At 62.5% G+C, this 16,523-nt stretch carries 15 protein-coding genes and 1 pseudogene; 13 read left to right on the top strand and 3 right to left on the bottom strand.

Annotated elements, in window-relative coordinates:
• Window positions 1-283: 283 nt before the first annotated feature.
• From treR to treC, 3 genes are all read left to right on the top strand, one after another.
• The gene (treR, locus tag ACUTQY_RS13775; protein WP_042783558.1) at window positions 284-1,231 is read left to right on the top strand and encodes a trehalose operon repressor TreR; all 948 of its coding nucleotides are present in this window, start codon (window positions 284-286) and stop codon (window positions 1,229-1,231) included.
• A 129-nt stretch (window positions 1,232-1,360) separates the two neighbouring features.
• Window positions 1,361-2,776, top strand: a complete 1,416-nt coding sequence (gene treB, locus ACUTQY_RS13770) for a PTS trehalose transporter subunit IIBC (protein ID WP_033631654.1) — start codon at window positions 1,361-1,363, stop codon at window positions 2,774-2,776.
• A 197-nt stretch (window positions 2,777-2,973) separates the two neighbouring features.
• A complete protein-coding gene (gene treC, locus ACUTQY_RS13765; RefSeq protein WP_046688122.1) occupies window positions 2,974-4,638 on the top strand; it encodes an alpha,alpha-phosphotrehalase in 1,665 nt (554 codons plus the stop codon).
• A gap of 28 nt (window positions 4,639-4,666) precedes the next feature.
• Here the strand turns inward: treC and ACUTQY_RS13760 are convergent, their stop codons facing one another.
• A complete protein-coding gene (locus ACUTQY_RS13760; RefSeq protein ID WP_042783555.1) occupies window positions 4,667-5,191 on the bottom strand; it encodes an NAD(P)H-dependent oxidoreductase in 525 nt (174 codons plus the stop codon).
• 105 nt (window positions 5,192-5,296) lie between these two features.
• Here ACUTQY_RS13760 and ACUTQY_RS13755 point away from each other — a divergent pair, with 105 nt between their 5' ends.
• The 4 genes from ACUTQY_RS13755 to ACUTQY_RS13740 all read left to right on the top strand — a co-directional run bounded on the left by ACUTQY_RS13755 (window position 5,297) and on the right by ACUTQY_RS13740 (window position 10,064).
• Complete coding sequence (locus tag ACUTQY_RS13755; RefSeq protein WP_046688121.1) at window positions 5,297-6,211, top strand: LysR family transcriptional regulator; 915 nt, start codon at window positions 5,297-5,299, stop codon at window positions 6,209-6,211.
• Between the two features lie 244 nt (window positions 6,212-6,455).
• The gene (nrdD, locus tag ACUTQY_RS13750) at window positions 6,456-8,594 is read left to right on the top strand and encodes an anaerobic ribonucleoside-triphosphate reductase (protein ID WP_046688120.1); all 2,139 of its coding nucleotides are present in this window, start codon (window positions 6,456-6,458) and stop codon (window positions 8,592-8,594) included.
• 168 nt (window positions 8,595-8,762) lie between these two features.
• The gene (nrdG, locus tag ACUTQY_RS13745) at window positions 8,763-9,227 is read left to right on the top strand and encodes an anaerobic ribonucleoside-triphosphate reductase-activating protein (RefSeq protein ID WP_046688119.1); all 465 of its coding nucleotides are present in this window, start codon (window positions 8,763-8,765) and stop codon (window positions 9,225-9,227) included.
• Window positions 9,228-9,479: 252 nt separating this feature from the next.
• Window positions 9,480-10,064: a helix-turn-helix domain-containing protein gene (locus ACUTQY_RS13740; protein WP_025305101.1), complete on the top strand. Its 585-nt coding sequence runs from the start codon at window positions 9,480-9,482 to the stop codon at window positions 10,062-10,064.
• A gap of 19 nt (window positions 10,065-10,083) precedes the next feature.
• On the opposite strand, the pseudogene ACUTQY_RS13735 reads toward ACUTQY_RS13740, so the two are convergent.
• Both ACUTQY_RS13735 and ACUTQY_RS13730 read right to left on the bottom strand, forming a co-directional pair.
• Window positions 10,084-10,528: pseudogene (locus ACUTQY_RS13735) on the bottom strand (acetyltransferase).
• Window positions 10,529-10,741: 213 nt separating this feature from the next.
• Window positions 10,742-11,797, bottom strand: coding sequence for a permease (locus ACUTQY_RS13730; RefSeq protein ID WP_046688118.1), 1,056 nt, complete (start codon window positions 11,795-11,797; stop codon window positions 10,742-10,744).
• Window positions 11,798-12,024: 227 nt separating this feature from the next.
• On the opposite strand from ACUTQY_RS13730, the gene phnF reads away from it, so the two are divergent.
• From phnF to phnK, 6 genes are read left to right on the top strand one after another with little or no spacing between them, the layout of a single operon-like run.
• Window positions 12,025-12,753: a phosphonate metabolism transcriptional regulator PhnF gene (gene phnF / locus ACUTQY_RS13725; protein WP_015376439.1), complete on the top strand. Its 729-nt coding sequence runs from the start codon at window positions 12,025-12,027 to the stop codon at window positions 12,751-12,753.
• The gene (phnG, locus tag ACUTQY_RS13720; RefSeq protein WP_019453314.1) at window positions 12,754-13,197 is read left to right on the top strand and encodes a phosphonate C-P lyase system protein PhnG; all 444 of its coding nucleotides are present in this window, start codon (window positions 12,754-12,756) and stop codon (window positions 13,195-13,197) included.
• A 3-nt stretch (window positions 13,198-13,200) separates the two neighbouring features.
• Window positions 13,201-13,782 (top strand): phosphonate C-P lyase system protein PhnH, encoded by a 582-nt coding sequence (gene phnH / locus ACUTQY_RS13715; protein WP_033641676.1) that lies wholly within the window; start codon window positions 13,201-13,203, stop codon window positions 13,780-13,782.
• Window positions 13,782-14,867 carry a carbon-phosphorus lyase complex subunit PhnI gene (locus ACUTQY_RS13710; protein ID WP_033641675.1) on the top strand — a complete coding sequence of 362 codons (1,086 nt, stop codon included), beginning with the start codon at window positions 13,782-13,784 and terminating at the stop codon, window positions 14,865-14,867. The genes phnH and ACUTQY_RS13710 overlap by 1 nt, the downstream gene beginning before the upstream one ends.
• Window positions 14,860-15,720, top strand: a complete 861-nt coding sequence (locus ACUTQY_RS13705) for an alpha-D-ribose 1-methylphosphonate 5-phosphate C-P-lyase PhnJ (RefSeq protein WP_004933420.1) — start codon at window positions 14,860-14,862, stop codon at window positions 15,718-15,720. The genes ACUTQY_RS13710 and ACUTQY_RS13705 overlap by 8 nt, the downstream gene beginning before the upstream one ends.
• Window positions 15,720-16,508, top strand: a complete 789-nt coding sequence (phnK, locus tag ACUTQY_RS13700; RefSeq protein ID WP_016929302.1) for a phosphonate C-P lyase system protein PhnK — start codon at window positions 15,720-15,722, stop codon at window positions 16,506-16,508. Before ACUTQY_RS13705 ends, phnK begins: the two co-directional genes overlap by 1 nt.
• Window positions 16,509-16,523 lie beyond the last annotated feature (15 nt).

The raw sequence follows: 16,523 nt of genomic DNA, 5'->3' as shown, positions 1-16,523 counted from the left end.
GCGCGCGCTACCGGTTACCGTGATGTACTTCACCGGTAAAACAGCAGCGCCAGGCGGAGAGGTTTTACCGGAGAACCGAGTGAGTGTCTAAAGCAGTCGGGTCGGGGTCCATATGGGGAATAACCTCCGGTAAAGGGAAAAACAGAGCGGCAGGAGCGGCCGTTCATCGCAATGTCACAATCCCGTTTTGCATCAAGATCCGCGTCGGAAAATGAGCTATGCTGACGGGCATTGTTTTACAGGCCTTTATGTTACGCCTGTCCACCTCAACGAAAAGTAAACCATGCAAAACCGGCTGACCATCAAGGACATCGCGCGCCTGAGCGGCGTAGGCAAATCCACCGTCTCACGCGTGCTGAATAATGAAGGCAGCGTGAGCCCGCAAACCCGTGAACGGGTGGAAGCGGTGATCCGTCAGCAAGGGTTTACGCCCTCCAAGTCGGCGCGCGCCATGCGCGGCCAAAGCGACAAAGTGGTGGGCATCATCGTTTCCCGTCTCGACTCGCCGTCGGAAAACCAGGCGGTGCGCACCATGCTGCCGCTGCTGTATCAGCAAGGCTTCGATCCGATCGTGATGGAGAGCCAGTTCGAAACCCGCCTGGTGCAGGAGCACCTGCACGTACTGCATCAGCGCAACGTCGACGGCGTGATCCTGTTCGGCTTCACCGGCCTGACCGCGGCGATGCTCAAGCCGTGGCAGGAAAAAATGGTGGTGATGGTGCGCGAATACGACGGCTTCTCGTCCGTCTGCTACGACGACGCCGGCGCGGTGAACCTGTTGATGGATCGCCTGTATCAGCAAGGGCATCGGCATATCGGCTATCTGGGGGTGCAGCTCAGCGACGCCACCACCGGCCAGCGCCGCTATCAGGCCTATCTCGACGCCTGTGAACGCCTCACGCTCACGCCGCGCGCCACGCTGGGCGAACTGAGCTACCAGAGCGGTTTCCAGCACGCCGCCGAAGTGATTGACGCGCACACCAGCGCGCTGATTTGCGCCTCCGACAGCATCGCCCTGGGGGCGATCAAATACCTGCAACAACAGCCGACGCGCGCCATCCAGGTATGCGCCATCGGCAACACCCCGCTGCTCAGCTTCCTGTTCCCCGACACCCTGTCGGTGGAGTTCGGCTACGGCAGCGCCGGCCTGCTGGCCGCGCAGCAGCTGCTAGCGCAGCTCAGCGGCGAACAGGGGATCCGCCGCCTGGTGGTGCCCAGCAAACTTTCCTGATCGGAAGTTGACCATTTTTCGTCATTTTGTGATCCTCGCCCCAAACCGGGAACGTTCCCATTTCATTCAAAATGCCGAGTGGCTAAGCTTTGATCATTACTCAGTCAACACCTCTGCAGGTATCCCATAATGAGCAAAGTAAAACAGCAGGATATTGATCGCCTGATTGTTTTGGTCGGCGGCCGCGAGAACATCGCCACCGTCAGCCATTGCATTACCCGGCTGCGTTTCGTCCTCAACGATCCCAATAAGGCGAAACCGAAAGAGATCGAAGAGCTGCCGATGGTCAAGGGTTGCTTCACCAACGCCGGGCAGTTCCAGGTGGTGATCGGCACCGACGTCGGCGACTACTATCAGGCGCTGATCGCCAGCACCGGCGTCAACGAGGCCGACAAGGAGCAGGCCAAGGTGGCCGCGCGCCAGAACATGACCTGGACCGAGCGCACCATCTCCCACTTCGCCGAGATCTTCTTCCCGCTGCTGCCGGCGCTGATCAGCGGCGGTCTGATCCTCGGCTTCCGCAACGTGATCGGCGACATCCCGATGTCCGGCGGCCAAACGCTGGCGCAGATGCACCCGGCGTGGAAAACCGTTTACGATTTCCTGTGGCTGCTCGGTGAAGCGATCTTCATGTTCCTGCCGGTGGCCATCTGCTGGTCGACGGTGAAAAAGATGGGCGGTACCCCGGTGCTCGGCATCGTGCTGGGCGTCACCCTGGTGTCGCCGCAGCTGATGAACTCCTACCTGCTCGGCCAGCAAACGCCGGAAGTGTGGAACTTCGGCTGGTTCGTGATCCAGAAAGTGGGCTATCAGGCGCAGGTGATCCCGTCGATCCTGGCGGGCATGGCGCTGGGCTGGATCGAAACCCGGCTGAAAAAGATCGTCCCCGACTATCTCTATCTGGTGGTGGTGCCGGTGGTTTCGCTGCTGCTGGCAGTGTTCCTGGCTCACGCGCTGATCGGGCCGTTCGGCCGCATGATCGGCGATGGGGTTGCCTGGGCGGTGAAAGCGGTGATGACCGGCAGCTTCGCGCCGGTGGGCGCCGCGCTGTTCGGCTTCCTGTATGCGCCGCTGGTGATCACCGGCGTGCACCAGACCACGCTGGCCATCGACATGCAGATGATCCAGAGCATGGGCGGCACCCCGGTATGGCCGCTGATTGCGCTGTCCAACATCGCGCAGGCCTCGGCGGTGCTCGGCATCATCATCATCAGCCGCAAGGCCAACGAGCGTGAAATTTCGGTGCCGGCGGCGATCTCCGCCTACCTCGGCGTGACCGAACCGGCGATGTACGGCATCAACCTCAAATACCGCTTCCCGATGCTGTGCGCGATGATCGGCTCCGCGATCGCGGGCCTTATCTGCGGCCTGGACGGCGTGATGGCCAACGGCATCGGCGTCGGTGGCCTGCCGGGCATCCTGTCTATCAAGCCGCAGTTCTGGCTGATTTACTCGCTGGCGATTCTGGTGGCGATCGTCATCCCGCTGGTGCTGACCATCATGGTCTACAAACGCAAGGCCGCCCGCGGCGAGCTGCCGGTTTGATTGACGCAAAATACGCAACATGAATGTAGGGGCCGGAAATACCCTATAGCTTTCGAGCTGTAGCTAGGCGGCAAGGGTGCAAATCCCCAGGAGCTTACTCAAGTAAGTGACTGGGGTGCAGCACCAGCAGCCAACAACGCTGCAGTTTGAAAGATGAAGGGTACGGGCCTGTTGTCACGATTCAAAGGTATCCAGTTATGAGCAACCCAACCCCCTGGTGGCAGAACGGCGTCATCTACCAAATTTATCCGAAGAGTTTTCAGGACAGCACCGGCAACGGCTACGGCGATTTGGCCGGGGTGACCCGGCGGCTGGACTATCTGCAGGAACTGGGCGTGGACGCGATCTGGCTGACGCCGGTCTACGTATCGCCGCAGGTGGACAACGGCTATGACGTGGCGGACTACTGCGCCATCGATCCGGCTTACGGCACGATGGCGGACTTCGAGCAGTTGGTCGCCGCCGCCCACCAGCGCGGCATCCGCATCGTAATGGACATGGTGTTCAACCACACCTCGACCGAGCACCCGTGGTTCAAGGCCGCGCAGGATCGCCACAGCCCGTATCGTCAGTTCTACGTCTGGCGCAACGGCGAAGGTGAAACGCCGCCGAACAACTGGCGCTCCAAGTTCGGCGGCAACGCCTGGCAGTGGCACGCCGACAGCGGCCAGTACTACCTGCACCTGTTCGCCGCCGAGCAGGCGGATCTCAACTGGGAGCACCCGCCGGTGCGCGAAGAGCTGAAGAAAGTGTGTCAGTTCTGGGCGGACAAAGGCGTCGACGGCCTGCGCCTCGACGTGATCAACCTGGTGTCCAAACAGCAGGACTTCCCGTCCGACAGCCAGGGCGACGGCCGCCGCTTCTACACCGACGGCCCGCGCATCCACGAGTTCCTGCAGGAGATGAGCCGCGACGTGTTTCAGCCGCGCGGCCTGATGACGGTGGGCGAGATGTCCTCCACCACGCTTGAGCATTGCCAGCGCTACGCGGCGCAAAGCGGCGAAGAGCTGTCGATGACCTTCAACTTCCATCACCTGAAGGTGGACTACGCCGGCGGTGAAAAATGGACGCGGGCGGAGCCGGATTACGTGGAACTGAAGCAGATCTTCCGCCACTGGCAGCAAGGGATGCATAACCGCGCCTGGAACGCGCTGTTCTGGTGCAACCACGATCAGCCGCGCATCGTGTCGCGCTTCGGCGATGAAGGCGCACTGCGGGTGCCGGCCGCCAAAATGCTGGCGATGGTGCTGCACGGCATGCAGGGCACGCCTTATATCTATCAGGGCGAAGAACTCGGCATGACCAACCCCGGCTTCTGCGCCATCGAGCAGTATCGCGACGTGGAAAGCCTGAACATGTACGCCGAACTGCGCGCCCAGGGCCGCAGCGACGCCGAGCTGCTGGCGATCCTGGCCGACAAATCGCGCGACAACGGCCGCACGCCGATGCAGTGGAGCGCCGCGCCCCACGCCGGTTTCACCACCGGCACGCCGTGGATCGGCTGCGCCGAGAACTACCCGCAGATCAACGCCGACGCGGCGCTGGCCGATCTCGACTCGGTGTTTTACGCCTATCGCCAGCTGATCACCCTGCGCAAGCAGTATCCGCTGCTGACCCACGGCGACTATCAGGATCTGGCGCCGGAACACCCGGCGCTGTGGTGCTATCAGCGCAGCTGGAACGGCCAGCGCCTGCTGGTGGCGGCCAACCTGAGCCGCGAACCGCTGGCCTGGGCGGCGGAAGGCGTGGAAGCTTCCGCGCAATGGCGCCCGCTGATGAGCAACTACGCCGATTCGGCGGACCAGCCGCAGGCGCTAACGCTGCGGCCGTTCGAAGCGGTGTGGTGGCTGCTCGAAGACTGACCCCGCAGGGCGCGGCGAACGCTGCGCCCTACCATTTCCCCAGCAGCGCCGCCACGCCGGCGGCCTCTTGCGCCAACTGCTCATCGCTCATGTCGCTCACGCCCTGCACCAGATGCGGCGGCAGATAATCCATGCCGGTCAGGTTGGCCATGGCGTGGAACGGCAGCAGCAGATCCTGCACCGGATAACGGTTATACCCTTGCGCCGTATAAGCCTGCGCGTCGCCGCCGGTGCTCACCACCAGCTGCAGCGGCTTGCCGTGCAGCTGGGTGCCTTCGCTGCCGTAGGCAAAACCGTAGGTTAATACCGCATCCTGCCATTCGCTGAGGATCGCCGGCGAGCTGTACCAGTAAAACGGGAACAGCATCACTACCGCATCATGGCTCTGCAGCAGCGCCTGTTCGCGCGCCACGTCGATGCGGTAATCCGGATACGCGCGGATCAGTTCGTGAACGGTCACGTTGGGCAGCGGGCGTACGGCCTCGATCAGCGCCTTATTAATGCGCGACTCGTCGGGGGTGCGGTGGGCGGTTAACACTAAAATGCGCGACATACATGGTTCCTCGGTCATAAGAAGATGAGGCATTTTTCCATTTCCGCCGCTGCGGGTGTAGGCTGTTAGAGGTCACTTCAATTTCAACTGAAAGTATCAACCACTATGTCGCTGCCCTTTGACGTACACCGCCTGTTGCCGGCCTTCCTCGCCGCCGCGCAGGCGCAAAATTTCTCCGCCGCCGCTCGCCAGCTGGGCGTGACGCCGGCGGCGGTCAGCAAAAACATCCGCGCGCTGGAAGAGAAGCTGGCGCTGCGGCTGTTTCAGCGCAACACCCACAACGTGCTGCTGACCGACGAGGGCAAAGCGCTGCTGGCGCAGGTAGCGCCGCTGTGGCAGGCATTGGCGGCGACGCTGGAAAGCGCCGGCGGCGAACGGCAGGCGCCGGCCGGGGTGGTGCGCGTCACGATGATCCCCGGCTTCGGCCGCCAGATGCTGATGCCGTTGATCCCGCAATTTTTGGCGCGCTATCCGCAGATCGATCTCGATCTGTCGCTGGACGCCCGGGTGGTGAATCTGGTGGGCGAAGGTTTCGACGTCGGCATCGGCAGCCGGGTCGATCCCGACAGCCGGCTGGTGGCCCGCCCGCTCTACCCGATGCACATGGTGCTGGCGGCGTCGCCCGACTATCTGGCGCGGCGCGGTGAACCGCAAACGCCGCACGATCTGCTGCGGCACGACTGCCTGCTGCACCGCAACCCGGCCAACGGCCGCCACGTCAAATGGCAGCTGCGCCATCAGGGCGAAACGCTGGCGCTGGATCTGAACGGCCGGCTGGTAGCCAGCCGCCCGGAAATGCTGCTGGATGCGGCGCTGGCCGGGCTGGGCATCGTCAACCTGGCGCGCTGGTACGTCGAGAAACACTTCGAGCAGGGCACGCTGCGGCCGGTGCTGGCGGAATGCTGGCCGCGCCCGGTGCAGCTGTGGCTCTATTACGCTTCGGCGGATCTACCGCCGCGGGTGCGCGTCTGGGTCGATTTTCTGCTGGAACATTTTCGCGATCGGCCGGCGGGCGATTGACGACTGTTCAGCTTGCGCACGCTCTTTCGTTTTCCTTGTTCTACATCAAAAGAATCGCGCCGATATCTATATATAGTGCATTAAGAATTGCGAACACCTATATATAGTAGTTATCCACAAAATCATCCACACGCCGCCACAGCCCTTGCGCGCTGCGGCTTTGCCCTGTGGATAAGCGAAATTTGACGGTTGCTCGCCACGCCAGGCGGGTATGAACGCTCCCTCGGGGAACAAGGAGTACAACGTGAAACCAGTAGTGATTAAGCGGGACGGTTGCCAGGTACCTTTTGACGAAGCGCGCATTGCGCAGGCCATTGAGCGCGCCGCGCTGGCGGTGGGCGTGGTCGATGCCGACTACTGCGCCACCGTCGCCCGCGTGGTCGCTCAGCGCATGGAGCAGCAGCCGCGCGTCGATATCCACGAGATCCAGCAGGCGGTGGAAAACCAGCTGATGGCCGGCGAATACAAACAGCTGGCGCGCGCCTATATCGAATACCGCCACGATCGCGACGTGGCGCGCGAACTGCGCGGCCGCCTGAATCAGGAAATTCGCGGCCTGGTCGAGCAAAGCAACCGCGCGCTGCTGAACGAAAACGCCAACAAGGACAGCAAGGTGATCCCCACCCAGCGCGACCTGCTGGCGGGCATCGTCGCCAAACACTACGCCAAGCAGCACATCCTGCCGCGCGACGTGGTGCTGGCCCATGAACGCGGCGAAATTCACTACCACGATCTCGACTACTCGCCGTTCTTCCCGATGTTCAACTGCATGCTGATCGATCTGAAAGGCATGCTGACCAACGGTTTCAAGATGGGCAACGCCGAGATTGAGCCGCCGAAGTCGATCTCCACCGCCACCGCCGTGACCGCGCAGATCATCGCCCAAGTCGCCAGCCATATTTATGGCGGCACCACCATCAACCGCATCGATGAAATTCTGGCGCCGTTCGTCGACGAGAGCTTCCGCAAACACCTGCAGGTGGCGGAAGAATGGCAGATCCCGGACGCCAAAGGCTATGCCATGGCGCGCACCGAGAAAGAGTGTTACGACGCCTTCCAGTCGCTGGAGTACGAGGTCAACACCCTGCACACCGCCAACGGCCAGACGCCGTTCGTCACCTTCGGCTTCGGCCTCGGCACCAGTTGGGAGTCGCGCCTGATCCAGCGCTCTATCCTGAAAAACCGCATCGCCGGGCTGGGCAAAAACCGCAAGACCGCCGTGTTCCCCAAGCTGGTGTTCGCCATCCGCGACGGCCTCAACCACCAGTACGGCGATCCGAACTACGACATCAAGCAGCTGGCGCTGGAGTGCGCCAGCAAGCGCATGTACCCGGACATCCTCAACTACGATCAGGTGGTGAAGGTCACCGGCTCGTTCAAAACGCCGATGGGCTGCCGCAGCTTCCTCGGCACCTACGAGCAGGACGGCGAGCTGGTGCATGACGGCCGCAACAACATCGGCGTCATCAGCCTCAACCTGCCGCGCATCGCGCTGGAGGCGATGCGCGATGAATCACGCTTCTGGGCGCTGCTGGAACAGCGCCTGCAGCTGGCGAAAAAGGCCCTGATGACGCGCATCGCCCGGCTGGAAGGCATCAAGGCGCGGGTGGCGCCAATCTTGTACATGGAAGGCGCCTGCGGCGTGCGGCTCAAGGCCGACGACAACATCGCGGATATCTTCAAGAATGGCCGCGCCTCGATTTCGCTGGGCTACATCGGCCTGCACGAGACCATCAACGCGCTGTTCGGCGGCAAAAACCACGTGTATGACGACGAGGCGCTGCGCACCAAAGCGGTGGCGATCGTCGCGCGGCTGCGCGCCGCCGTCGACGCCTGGAAAGACGAGACCGGCTACGGCTTCAGCCTCTACAGCACGCCGAGCGAAAACCTGTGCGATCGCTTCTGCCGGCTGGACACCGCCGATTTCGGCGTGGTGCCGGGCGTCACCGACAAGGGCTATTACACCAACAGCTTCCACCTCGACGTGGAGAAGAAGGTCAATCCGTACGACAAGCTGGACTTCGAAGCGCCCTACCCGCCGTTGGCCAGCGGCGGCTTCATCTGCTACGGCGAGTACCCGAACCTGCAGCACAACCTGAAGGCGCTGGAAGACGTGTGGGACTACAGCTACAGCCGGGTGCCTTACTACGGCACCAACACGCCGATCGACGAGTGCTACGAGTGCGGCTTCACCGGTGAATTCTCCTGCACCAGCAAAGGCTTCACCTGCCCGAAATGCGGCAACCACGACTCGGCCAAGGTCTCGGTCACCCGCCGGGTGTGCGGCTATCTCGGCAGCCCCGATGCCCGGCCGTTCAACGCCGGCAAGCAGGAAGAGGTGAAACGCCGGGTGAAACACCTCGGCAACGGGCAGCTCGGCTGAGAAACGCCGTGCAACCTATGCAGAAGCCTGTTCATCAGGCGTGATTGTCGCAGCCAGTTTGCCTTCGGCCAGCGCGCACCAACCGCAGCGTACACGCAGTACGTGAGGAGTGGCAGCACTGCCCGGAGGCAAAATGGCCAGTAAAATAGCCTGATGGGCAGGCCTCACATGAATTATCACCAGTACTACCCGATCGACGTCGTCAACGGCCCCGGCACCCGCTGCACGCTGTTTGTCGCCGGCTGCGTGCACCAGTGCCCCGGCTGCTACAACAAAAGCACCTGGCGGCTCAACTCCGGCCAGCCGTTTACCCCGGCGTTGGAAGACCGCATCATCACCGATCTGAACGATACGCGCGTGCCGCGCCAGGGGCTGTCGCTCTCCGGCGGCGATCCGCTGCATCCGGCCAACGTGCCGAGCATCTTAACGCTGGTGAAACGGGTGCACGCCGAGTGCCCCGGCAAGGATATCTGGCTGTGGACCGGCTACCGGCTGGCGGAGCTGGACGCACAGCAAATGCAGGTGGTGGACAGAATCAACGTACTGATCGACGGCAAGTTCGTTCAGGATTTAAAAGACCCGGCGCTGATCTGGCGCGGCAGCAGCAACCAGGTGGTGCATAGGTTGCGTTGAGCCCGCAACACACATATCGATAGGTATTCATCCAGACTCGACCTGACGCATCTGCAGCATGGCGCCAATCTGACAGGCGGCTCTGTGCCAAAAGCGGATGTTAGGGTTGCAAACCTTGTTCTAATGATGCCGTAGGGACTACAGAGGTAATGATTGACTGACAGAGCGACTGATTTTTCAAACTTGTAAAATCAGTGATTTCAGCCTCATTGCGGTAATGGCATAATCAGGCTGGCGAAAGTGAGGGTGAGAATGGATAAAACATCTAAAAATCAGATAGTAGACAGCGACATTGCGCGTTTATTGCTTAAACATAGAAAGGCACGCAACTGGACGGTAGCAGAGCTTGCCCAACGATCTGGCGTCAGTCAGGCCATGATCAGCAAGGTTGAACGGGGGGCTTCCAGTCCCAGCGCCACGATCCTCGGCCGTTTAGCCAATGCCATGAATATTACGCTATCAAAACTTTTCGCAGAACTTGAGCAACACCAGAACTCACTGGTGCTCTTTGCTCATCAGCAGCAGCATTGGACAGATGAAAAGTCGGGCATTACCCGCTGGTCTCTGTCCCCAGCGGGCGCATGCCCCGAACTTATCAAAGTTGAAATTCCTGCTCTGGGTCAACTTACGATACCCGCTTCCGCCAGTGAGCATCTTTCCGGCCAAACGCTGTGGGTGTTGAGTGGCAGCCTTGATTTTCGGGTCAATAATCAAACCCATCATTTACGCGCCGGTGACTGCTTTGCCCTGACCTTTGCCAGCGAGTACCAAATGAGCAATCCCGACAGTGAGCAGGGTTGTGCATATGTCGTTGCTTTTAGCCAAAAAAATCAATAATGCGCCACTGCCACGACGGCTACATTCCCGCCGAGCGGCTTAGGTGCAATAGGGGATAGGCCCTGCCTTGATTATCCAACTCGGAACGCCCTGAAACTTCAAAGCCCATATGTTGATAAAACCCGACGGCCTGTTGGTTTTGTTCATTCACATCGACGCTTAAATCAGGATGAAGCGCCAGTGCATGTGATATCAACTGCTTGCCGACGCCATGTCCGCGAGCTGCAGCATCGACAAAAAGCGCCTCCAGATGACCATCATGTAAAAACATAAATCCCAGCGGATGGTCTTCCCGATCGGCGGCAACCCACACGGGGGTTTCAGAAAAAAAAACCGACAACCTCTTTTTCGATCTCTTGTCGATCGTGCGCAGTGAGAAAGTCGTGCGTAGCATCTACAGAATTTTTCCAGATTCGTATAATTTCTGGCGCTTCAGATGGACGTGACATTCTGATTTTTAACATTCTTCTACCTTACCGTGGTCATTACTGGGTGTATTTACATACAAAATTAGTCCACGCAAATTTACTATAGTGAATTTAAATTCACAATAGTGTATTCAATGTGATGTCATGATATCCGACAGGAGAAGCGTTAACTCACTGACGCCATTGGTCCGCTTTACCGGTTGTTAAACGTGGCCATTGCCGTCTCCTTCTTGAGACAGCAACGGTAAATTACACCAACCCCATCCCCACCACGCCGGTCACCGCGCCGCACAGCGCCACCAGCGCCGCCGTCAGGCACAGCGCCCGGGCGGAGAAGGCTTTGTTGAGCATCAACAGCGAAGGCAGGCTGACCGCCGGCAGGGTCATCAGCAGCGCGAGCGCCGGGCCTGCGCCCATGCCCGCCAGCATCATGGTCTGTACGATCGGGATTTCCGCCGCGGTGGGGATAACGAACAGGCAGCCGACGATCGCCAGGCCGATGATCCACAGCAGGCTATTGTCGACGGCGCCGTCGGCGTGCGGGAACAGCCAGACCCGCGCCGCGCCTAGCGCCAGCACCGCCAGCACGTAGATCGGGATGGTCGACCAAAACAGCGCCCACAGCGCTTTGCCCCAGCGGGCGAGGAACGGCTGCTCGTCGCTCTGCGCCGTCATCACCGGCGGCTGCGGCGCGGCGGGCTGCGGGTCGTTGGCGGTCACGCGCTGCACCAGCCAGGCGATGCCCAGCACCATCACCACGCCCGCCACCAGGCGGATGGCGGCGAACGGCCAACCGAGCACAAACCCCATGAACACCAGCGTCGCCGGGTTCAATACCGGGTTGGCGAGCCAAAAGGCCAGCGCGGCACCGCTGGACACCGACTGGCGGCGCATGCCGGCGGCAACCGGCGCGGCGCAGCAGGTACACATCATGCCCGGCAGCGCGATCAGCGCCCCCAGCACGGTGCCGGAAAAACGCCGGTGGCCGAGCGTGCGCGCCAGCCAGTCGCGCGGGATCAGCACCTGCACCAGCGAACCTAACAGCACCCCGAGCAGCGCCGCCTTCCATACCGCGGTGAAGTAGACCAGCGCGTACTGCCAGGCCGCCAGCCAGGGGCTCGCGGCGCCGTCGGCCAGGATCGATTTGCCGATCGAGTGGCTGTCCGCCGCCACGAACGCCTTGCCGTAGTAAGGCTGCCATTTGACGTAGTAGAGGCCAACGGCCACCACCAGCAGAAACAGGATCGGTTTCCACAGCGGCCAGGCGCGTGGGGCGTGTTCAGGGGCGTTTAGAGGTTGCGGCATGGTAGCGGCCAGAGTCAGTCAACAGAGGCGCCAGCATAGCGCGCCGTCGCCGCCCGTGCACGCCCGGGCTGTCCTAAATAGTTCATCTGTTCGCCACCGACGCGTAACGCGATTGTCATCTGCGCCCGGCACCATGATGCCAACTTGAAAACCACAGGGTAGACGCCCGATGAAACGCACCGCTTTCGCCTTCATCGCACAGCCATCGGTATGACGAGGTTTTTATTATGATGGAGTTATCTAGACATCCGACCACTTACCCCACGCGCTATCAGCAGATCGCCGCGCAGCTGGAACAGGAGCTGCGCACGCAATACCGCTGCGGCGACTACCTGCCTTCGGAACAGCAGCTGGCCGAGCGTTATCAGGTCAATCGCCACACCCTGCGCCGCGCGGTGGATCAGCTGGTGGAGCGCGGCTGGCTGCAGCGCCGCCACGGCGTCGGCATTCTGGTGCTGATGCGCCCTTACGACTACCCGCTGCACGCCAATACCCGCTTCAGCCAGAACCTGTTCGAGCAGGGTAGCCATCCCACCAGTGAGCGCTTACTCGCTGTCTTGCGCCCGTGCAATGGGCATGTTGCCAGCGCGCTCTCGCGTGAAGAAGGCGAAATGGTAATCCACCTGCGCACTCTGCGCCGGGTCAACGGCGTGCCGATGAGCGTCATCGACCACTATCTGCCCGATCTGGACTGGTGGCCGGCGCTGCAGCAGTTCCACAGCGGTTCGCTGCACCAGTTTATCGAACAGCACCTGCAGCAGCCGCTGACCCGCCGCCAGACGCGCATCAGCGCGCGCCGTGCGCAGGCTAAAGAGAGCCGGCTGCTGGAGATCGCCACCCACGCGCCGCTGCTGTGCGTGCGCACCCTTAACGTCCGCAGCGGCGGCGAAGACGTGGCGGAATACTCCGTCAGCCTGGCCCGCGCCGACATGATTGAACTGACGATGGAGCACTGAATGCAAGCCTTAGAGTCGAGACAACGCTGGATGTCGGTGCTGGCGCACAGCCGGCCCGAGCAGCTGCGCAGCCACTGGCAGGCGCTGAACCTCAGCCCGGGTTACCGCAGCATCCGCGCGCCGGAGATCGGTCTGGCCCAGCTGCAGGGGCGCATGGGCGCCACCGGCCGCCGCTTCGTATTGGGGGACATGACGGTCACCCGCGCGGTGGTGCAGCTGGACAACGGCGGCTACGGCTACAGCTATATCGCCGGGCGCGACAAGGCGCACGCCGAGCTGTGCGCGCTGGCCGATGCGCTGCTGCAACAGCCGGAACACGGCGAACGCCTGCAACAACAGCTGATCGCGCCGCTGGCCGCGCTGCAGCACGAACAGCGTCAGCTGCGCGCCCGGGCGATCGCCGCCAGCCGGGTGGACTTCTTTACGCTGGTGCGAGGGGATTAAGCCATGAGTTTATTGACCGGTTTTGAACAACCGATAGACCAATCGCAGCACGCTTTTCGTTTGATTCTTAAAGCCTTGAGCGAACCGGGCCACCGGGTGACGCTGCCGGCCGGCCCGGCCTGGGCGCCGCTGAACGCCGCCAGCACCGCCGCGCTGCTGACGCTGGCCGATCAGGAAACGCCGCTGCAGCTGTGTGCGGTGCTTAAAAGTGAGCAAGTGCTAACAAACATTCGTTTTCACAGTGGCGCGCCGCTGGCCACCACGGCGCAGGAGGTCTGTTTTGCCCTGTTCGATGAACAACTGCAGGCCGCCGATCTGCAGGCCTTACCGCACGGCACGGAAATCTCGCCGGAATGCGGCGCCACGGTGGTGGTGCAGCTTGCTGAGCTGGAGAACGGCGCCGCGCTGCGCCTGACCGGCCCCGGCATCGAGAGCCAACGCCTGATAGCGCCGCGCCTGCCGCCGGCACTGCTGGATTACCTGGTCAACCGCCCGCAGCGCTTCCCGCTGGGGCTGGATATCTTGCTGACCTGCGGCGATCGCCTGCTGGCGATCCCGCGGACCACCCGCGTGGAGGTGTGCTGATGTACGTAGCGGTAAAAGGGGGCGAAAAAGCCATTGAGGCCGCCCATCAGCTGCAGGAACAGCTGCGGCGCGGCGACGAGGCGCTGCCGGCGATCGGCGCGGAACACATCGAACAGCAGCTGGGGCTGGCGGTGGATCGGGTGATGACCGAAGGCGGCATCTACGATCGCGAGCTGGCGGCGCTGGCCATCAAACAGGCCAGCGGCGATCTGGTGGAGGCGATCTTCCTGCTGCGCGCCTATCGCACCACCCTGCCGCGCCTGGCGGTCAGTGAGCCGCTGGCCAGCGAAAACATGCGGCTGGAGCGGCGCATCTCGGCGGTTTACAAGGACTTGCCCGGCGGGCAGGTGCTGGGGCCGACCTATGACTACACCCACCGGCTGCTGGATTTCGCGCTGTTGGCGGAAGGCGAAGCGCCGCGTGCGCCGCAGGCCGACGAACCGCTGCCGGACAACTGCAGCCACGTGTTCGATCTGTTGTGCCGCCAGCAGCTGGCGCGGGAGGAACAGGACGACGGCAGCGCGCCGGACGACATCACCCGCAATCCGCCGGTTTACCCCTGCTCGCGCTCGGCGCGCCTGCAGCAGCTGGTGCGCGGCGACGAAGGTTTTCTGCTGGCGCTCGGCTACGCCACCCAGCGCGGCTACGGCCGCAACCACCCGTTCGCCGGCGAGATCCGCACCGGCCACGTTTCGGTGGAGATCGTGCCTGAAGAGCTCGGTTTCGCCATCGATATCGGCGAAATCCTGCTGACCGAGTGCGAAATGGTCAACGGCTTCGTCGATCCCAAGGACCATCCGCCGCACTTCACCCGCGGTTACGGGCTGGTGTTCGGCCGCGCCGAACGCAAGGCGATGGCGATGGCGTTGGTGGACCGCGCATTGCAAAGCCCCGACTACGGCGAAGGCGTCGCCGGCCCGGCGCAGGACGAAGAGTTCGTGCTGGCCCACGCCGACAACGTCGAGGCCGCCGGCTTCGTCTCCCATCTCAAGCTGCCGCACTACGTCGACTTCCAGGCTGAACTGGAACTGCTCAAGCGGCTGCGGCAGGAATACAGCGAGCGTCAGGAGGCCCGCGATGAGTGAAGTATTGACCGGCTATAACCTCGGTTATCTGGACGAACAGACCAAGCGCATGATCCGCCGCGCCATCCTGAAGGCGGTGGCGATCCCCGGCTACCAGGTGCCGTTCGGCGGCCGCGAGATGCCGATGCCCTACGGTTGGGGCACCGGCGGCATTCAGCTCACCGCCAGCGTCATCGGCCGCGCCGACGTGCTGAAGGTGATAGACCAAGGGGCCGACGACACCACCAACGCGGTGTCGATCCGCCGCTTCTTCCAGCGCGTCGCCGGGGTGGAAACCACCGAACGCACGCCGGAGGCCACGCTGATCCAGACCCGTCACCGCATTCCGGAAACCGCGCTGCGCGAAGACCAGATCCTGATCTATCAGGTGCCGATCCCGGAGCCGCTGCGCTTTATCGAACCGCGCGAAACCGAGACCCGCAAGATGCACGCGCTGGAGGAGTACGGCGTGATGCAGGTGAAGCTGTATGAGGACATCGCGCGCTACGGCCATATCGCCACCACCTACGCCTACCCGGTGAAGGTCAACGATCGCTACGTGATGGATCCGTCGCCGATCCCGAAATTCGACAACCCGAAAATGCACATGATGCCGGCGCTGCAGCTGTTCGGCGCCGGGCGCGAGAAACGCATCTACGCCCTGCCGCCGTTCACCAAGGTGGAGAGCCTGGACTTCGACGACCACCCGTTCAGCGTGCAGCAGTGGGACGAACCCTGTGCGCTATGCGGCTCGCGCCATAGCTACCTGGACGAGGTGGTGCTCGACGATCGGGGCAACCGCATGTTCGTCTGTTCGGACACCGACTACTGCCGGCAGCAGCTGGCGCAATCTTCGCAAGAGGCGCAGCACTGATGACTTCCACCCCTTTGAGCACCACCCCGCTGCTGTCGGTGAACCGGCTCACCCACCTGTACGCCCCCGGCAAGGGCTTCAGCGACGTGTCGTTCGACATCTACCCCGGTGAAGTGCTGGGCATCGTCGGCGAATCCGGCTCCGGCAAAACCACGCTGCTGAAGTCGATCTCGGCGCGGCTAGCGCCGCAGCGCGGGCAAATCCTTTACCGCCCGCAGGCGGACCAGGAACACGACCTGTACGCCATGGCGGAGAGCGATCGCCGCCGCCTGCTGCGCACCGACTGGGGAGTGGTGCACCAGCACCCGCTCGACGGGCTGCGGCCGCAGGTCTCCGCCGGCGGCAACATCGGCGAGCGGCTGATGGCCATCGGCCAGCGCCACTATGGCGACATTCGCCGCCAGGCCGGCCAGTGGCTGGAAGACGTCGAAATCCCGCTGTCGCGCCTCGACGATCTGCCGACCACCTTCTCCGGCGGCATGCAGCAGCGGCTGCAAATCGCCCGCAATCTGGTCACCCACCCCAAGCTGGTGTTTATGGATGAGCCGACCGGCGGGCTGGACGTGTCGGTGCAGGCGCGCCTGCTCGATCTGCTGCGTAACCTGGTGGTGGAGATGCAGCTGGCGGCGGTGATCGTCACTCACGATCTCGGCGTGGCGCGGCTGCTGGCCCACCGCCTGCTGGTGATGAAACAGGGCGAAGTGGTGGAGAGCGGCCTGACCGATCGGGTGCTCGACGATCCGCACCATCCTTACACCCAGCTGCTGGTTTCTTCGGTGCTGTCGTAACCCAAGGCGATAACA

It is taken from the genome of Serratia sp. TSA_130.1, from assembly GCF_052691795.1.
The sequence above is the reverse complement of the archived record's forward strand: the minus strand, read 5'-3'. Positions and strand labels throughout refer to the sequence as shown.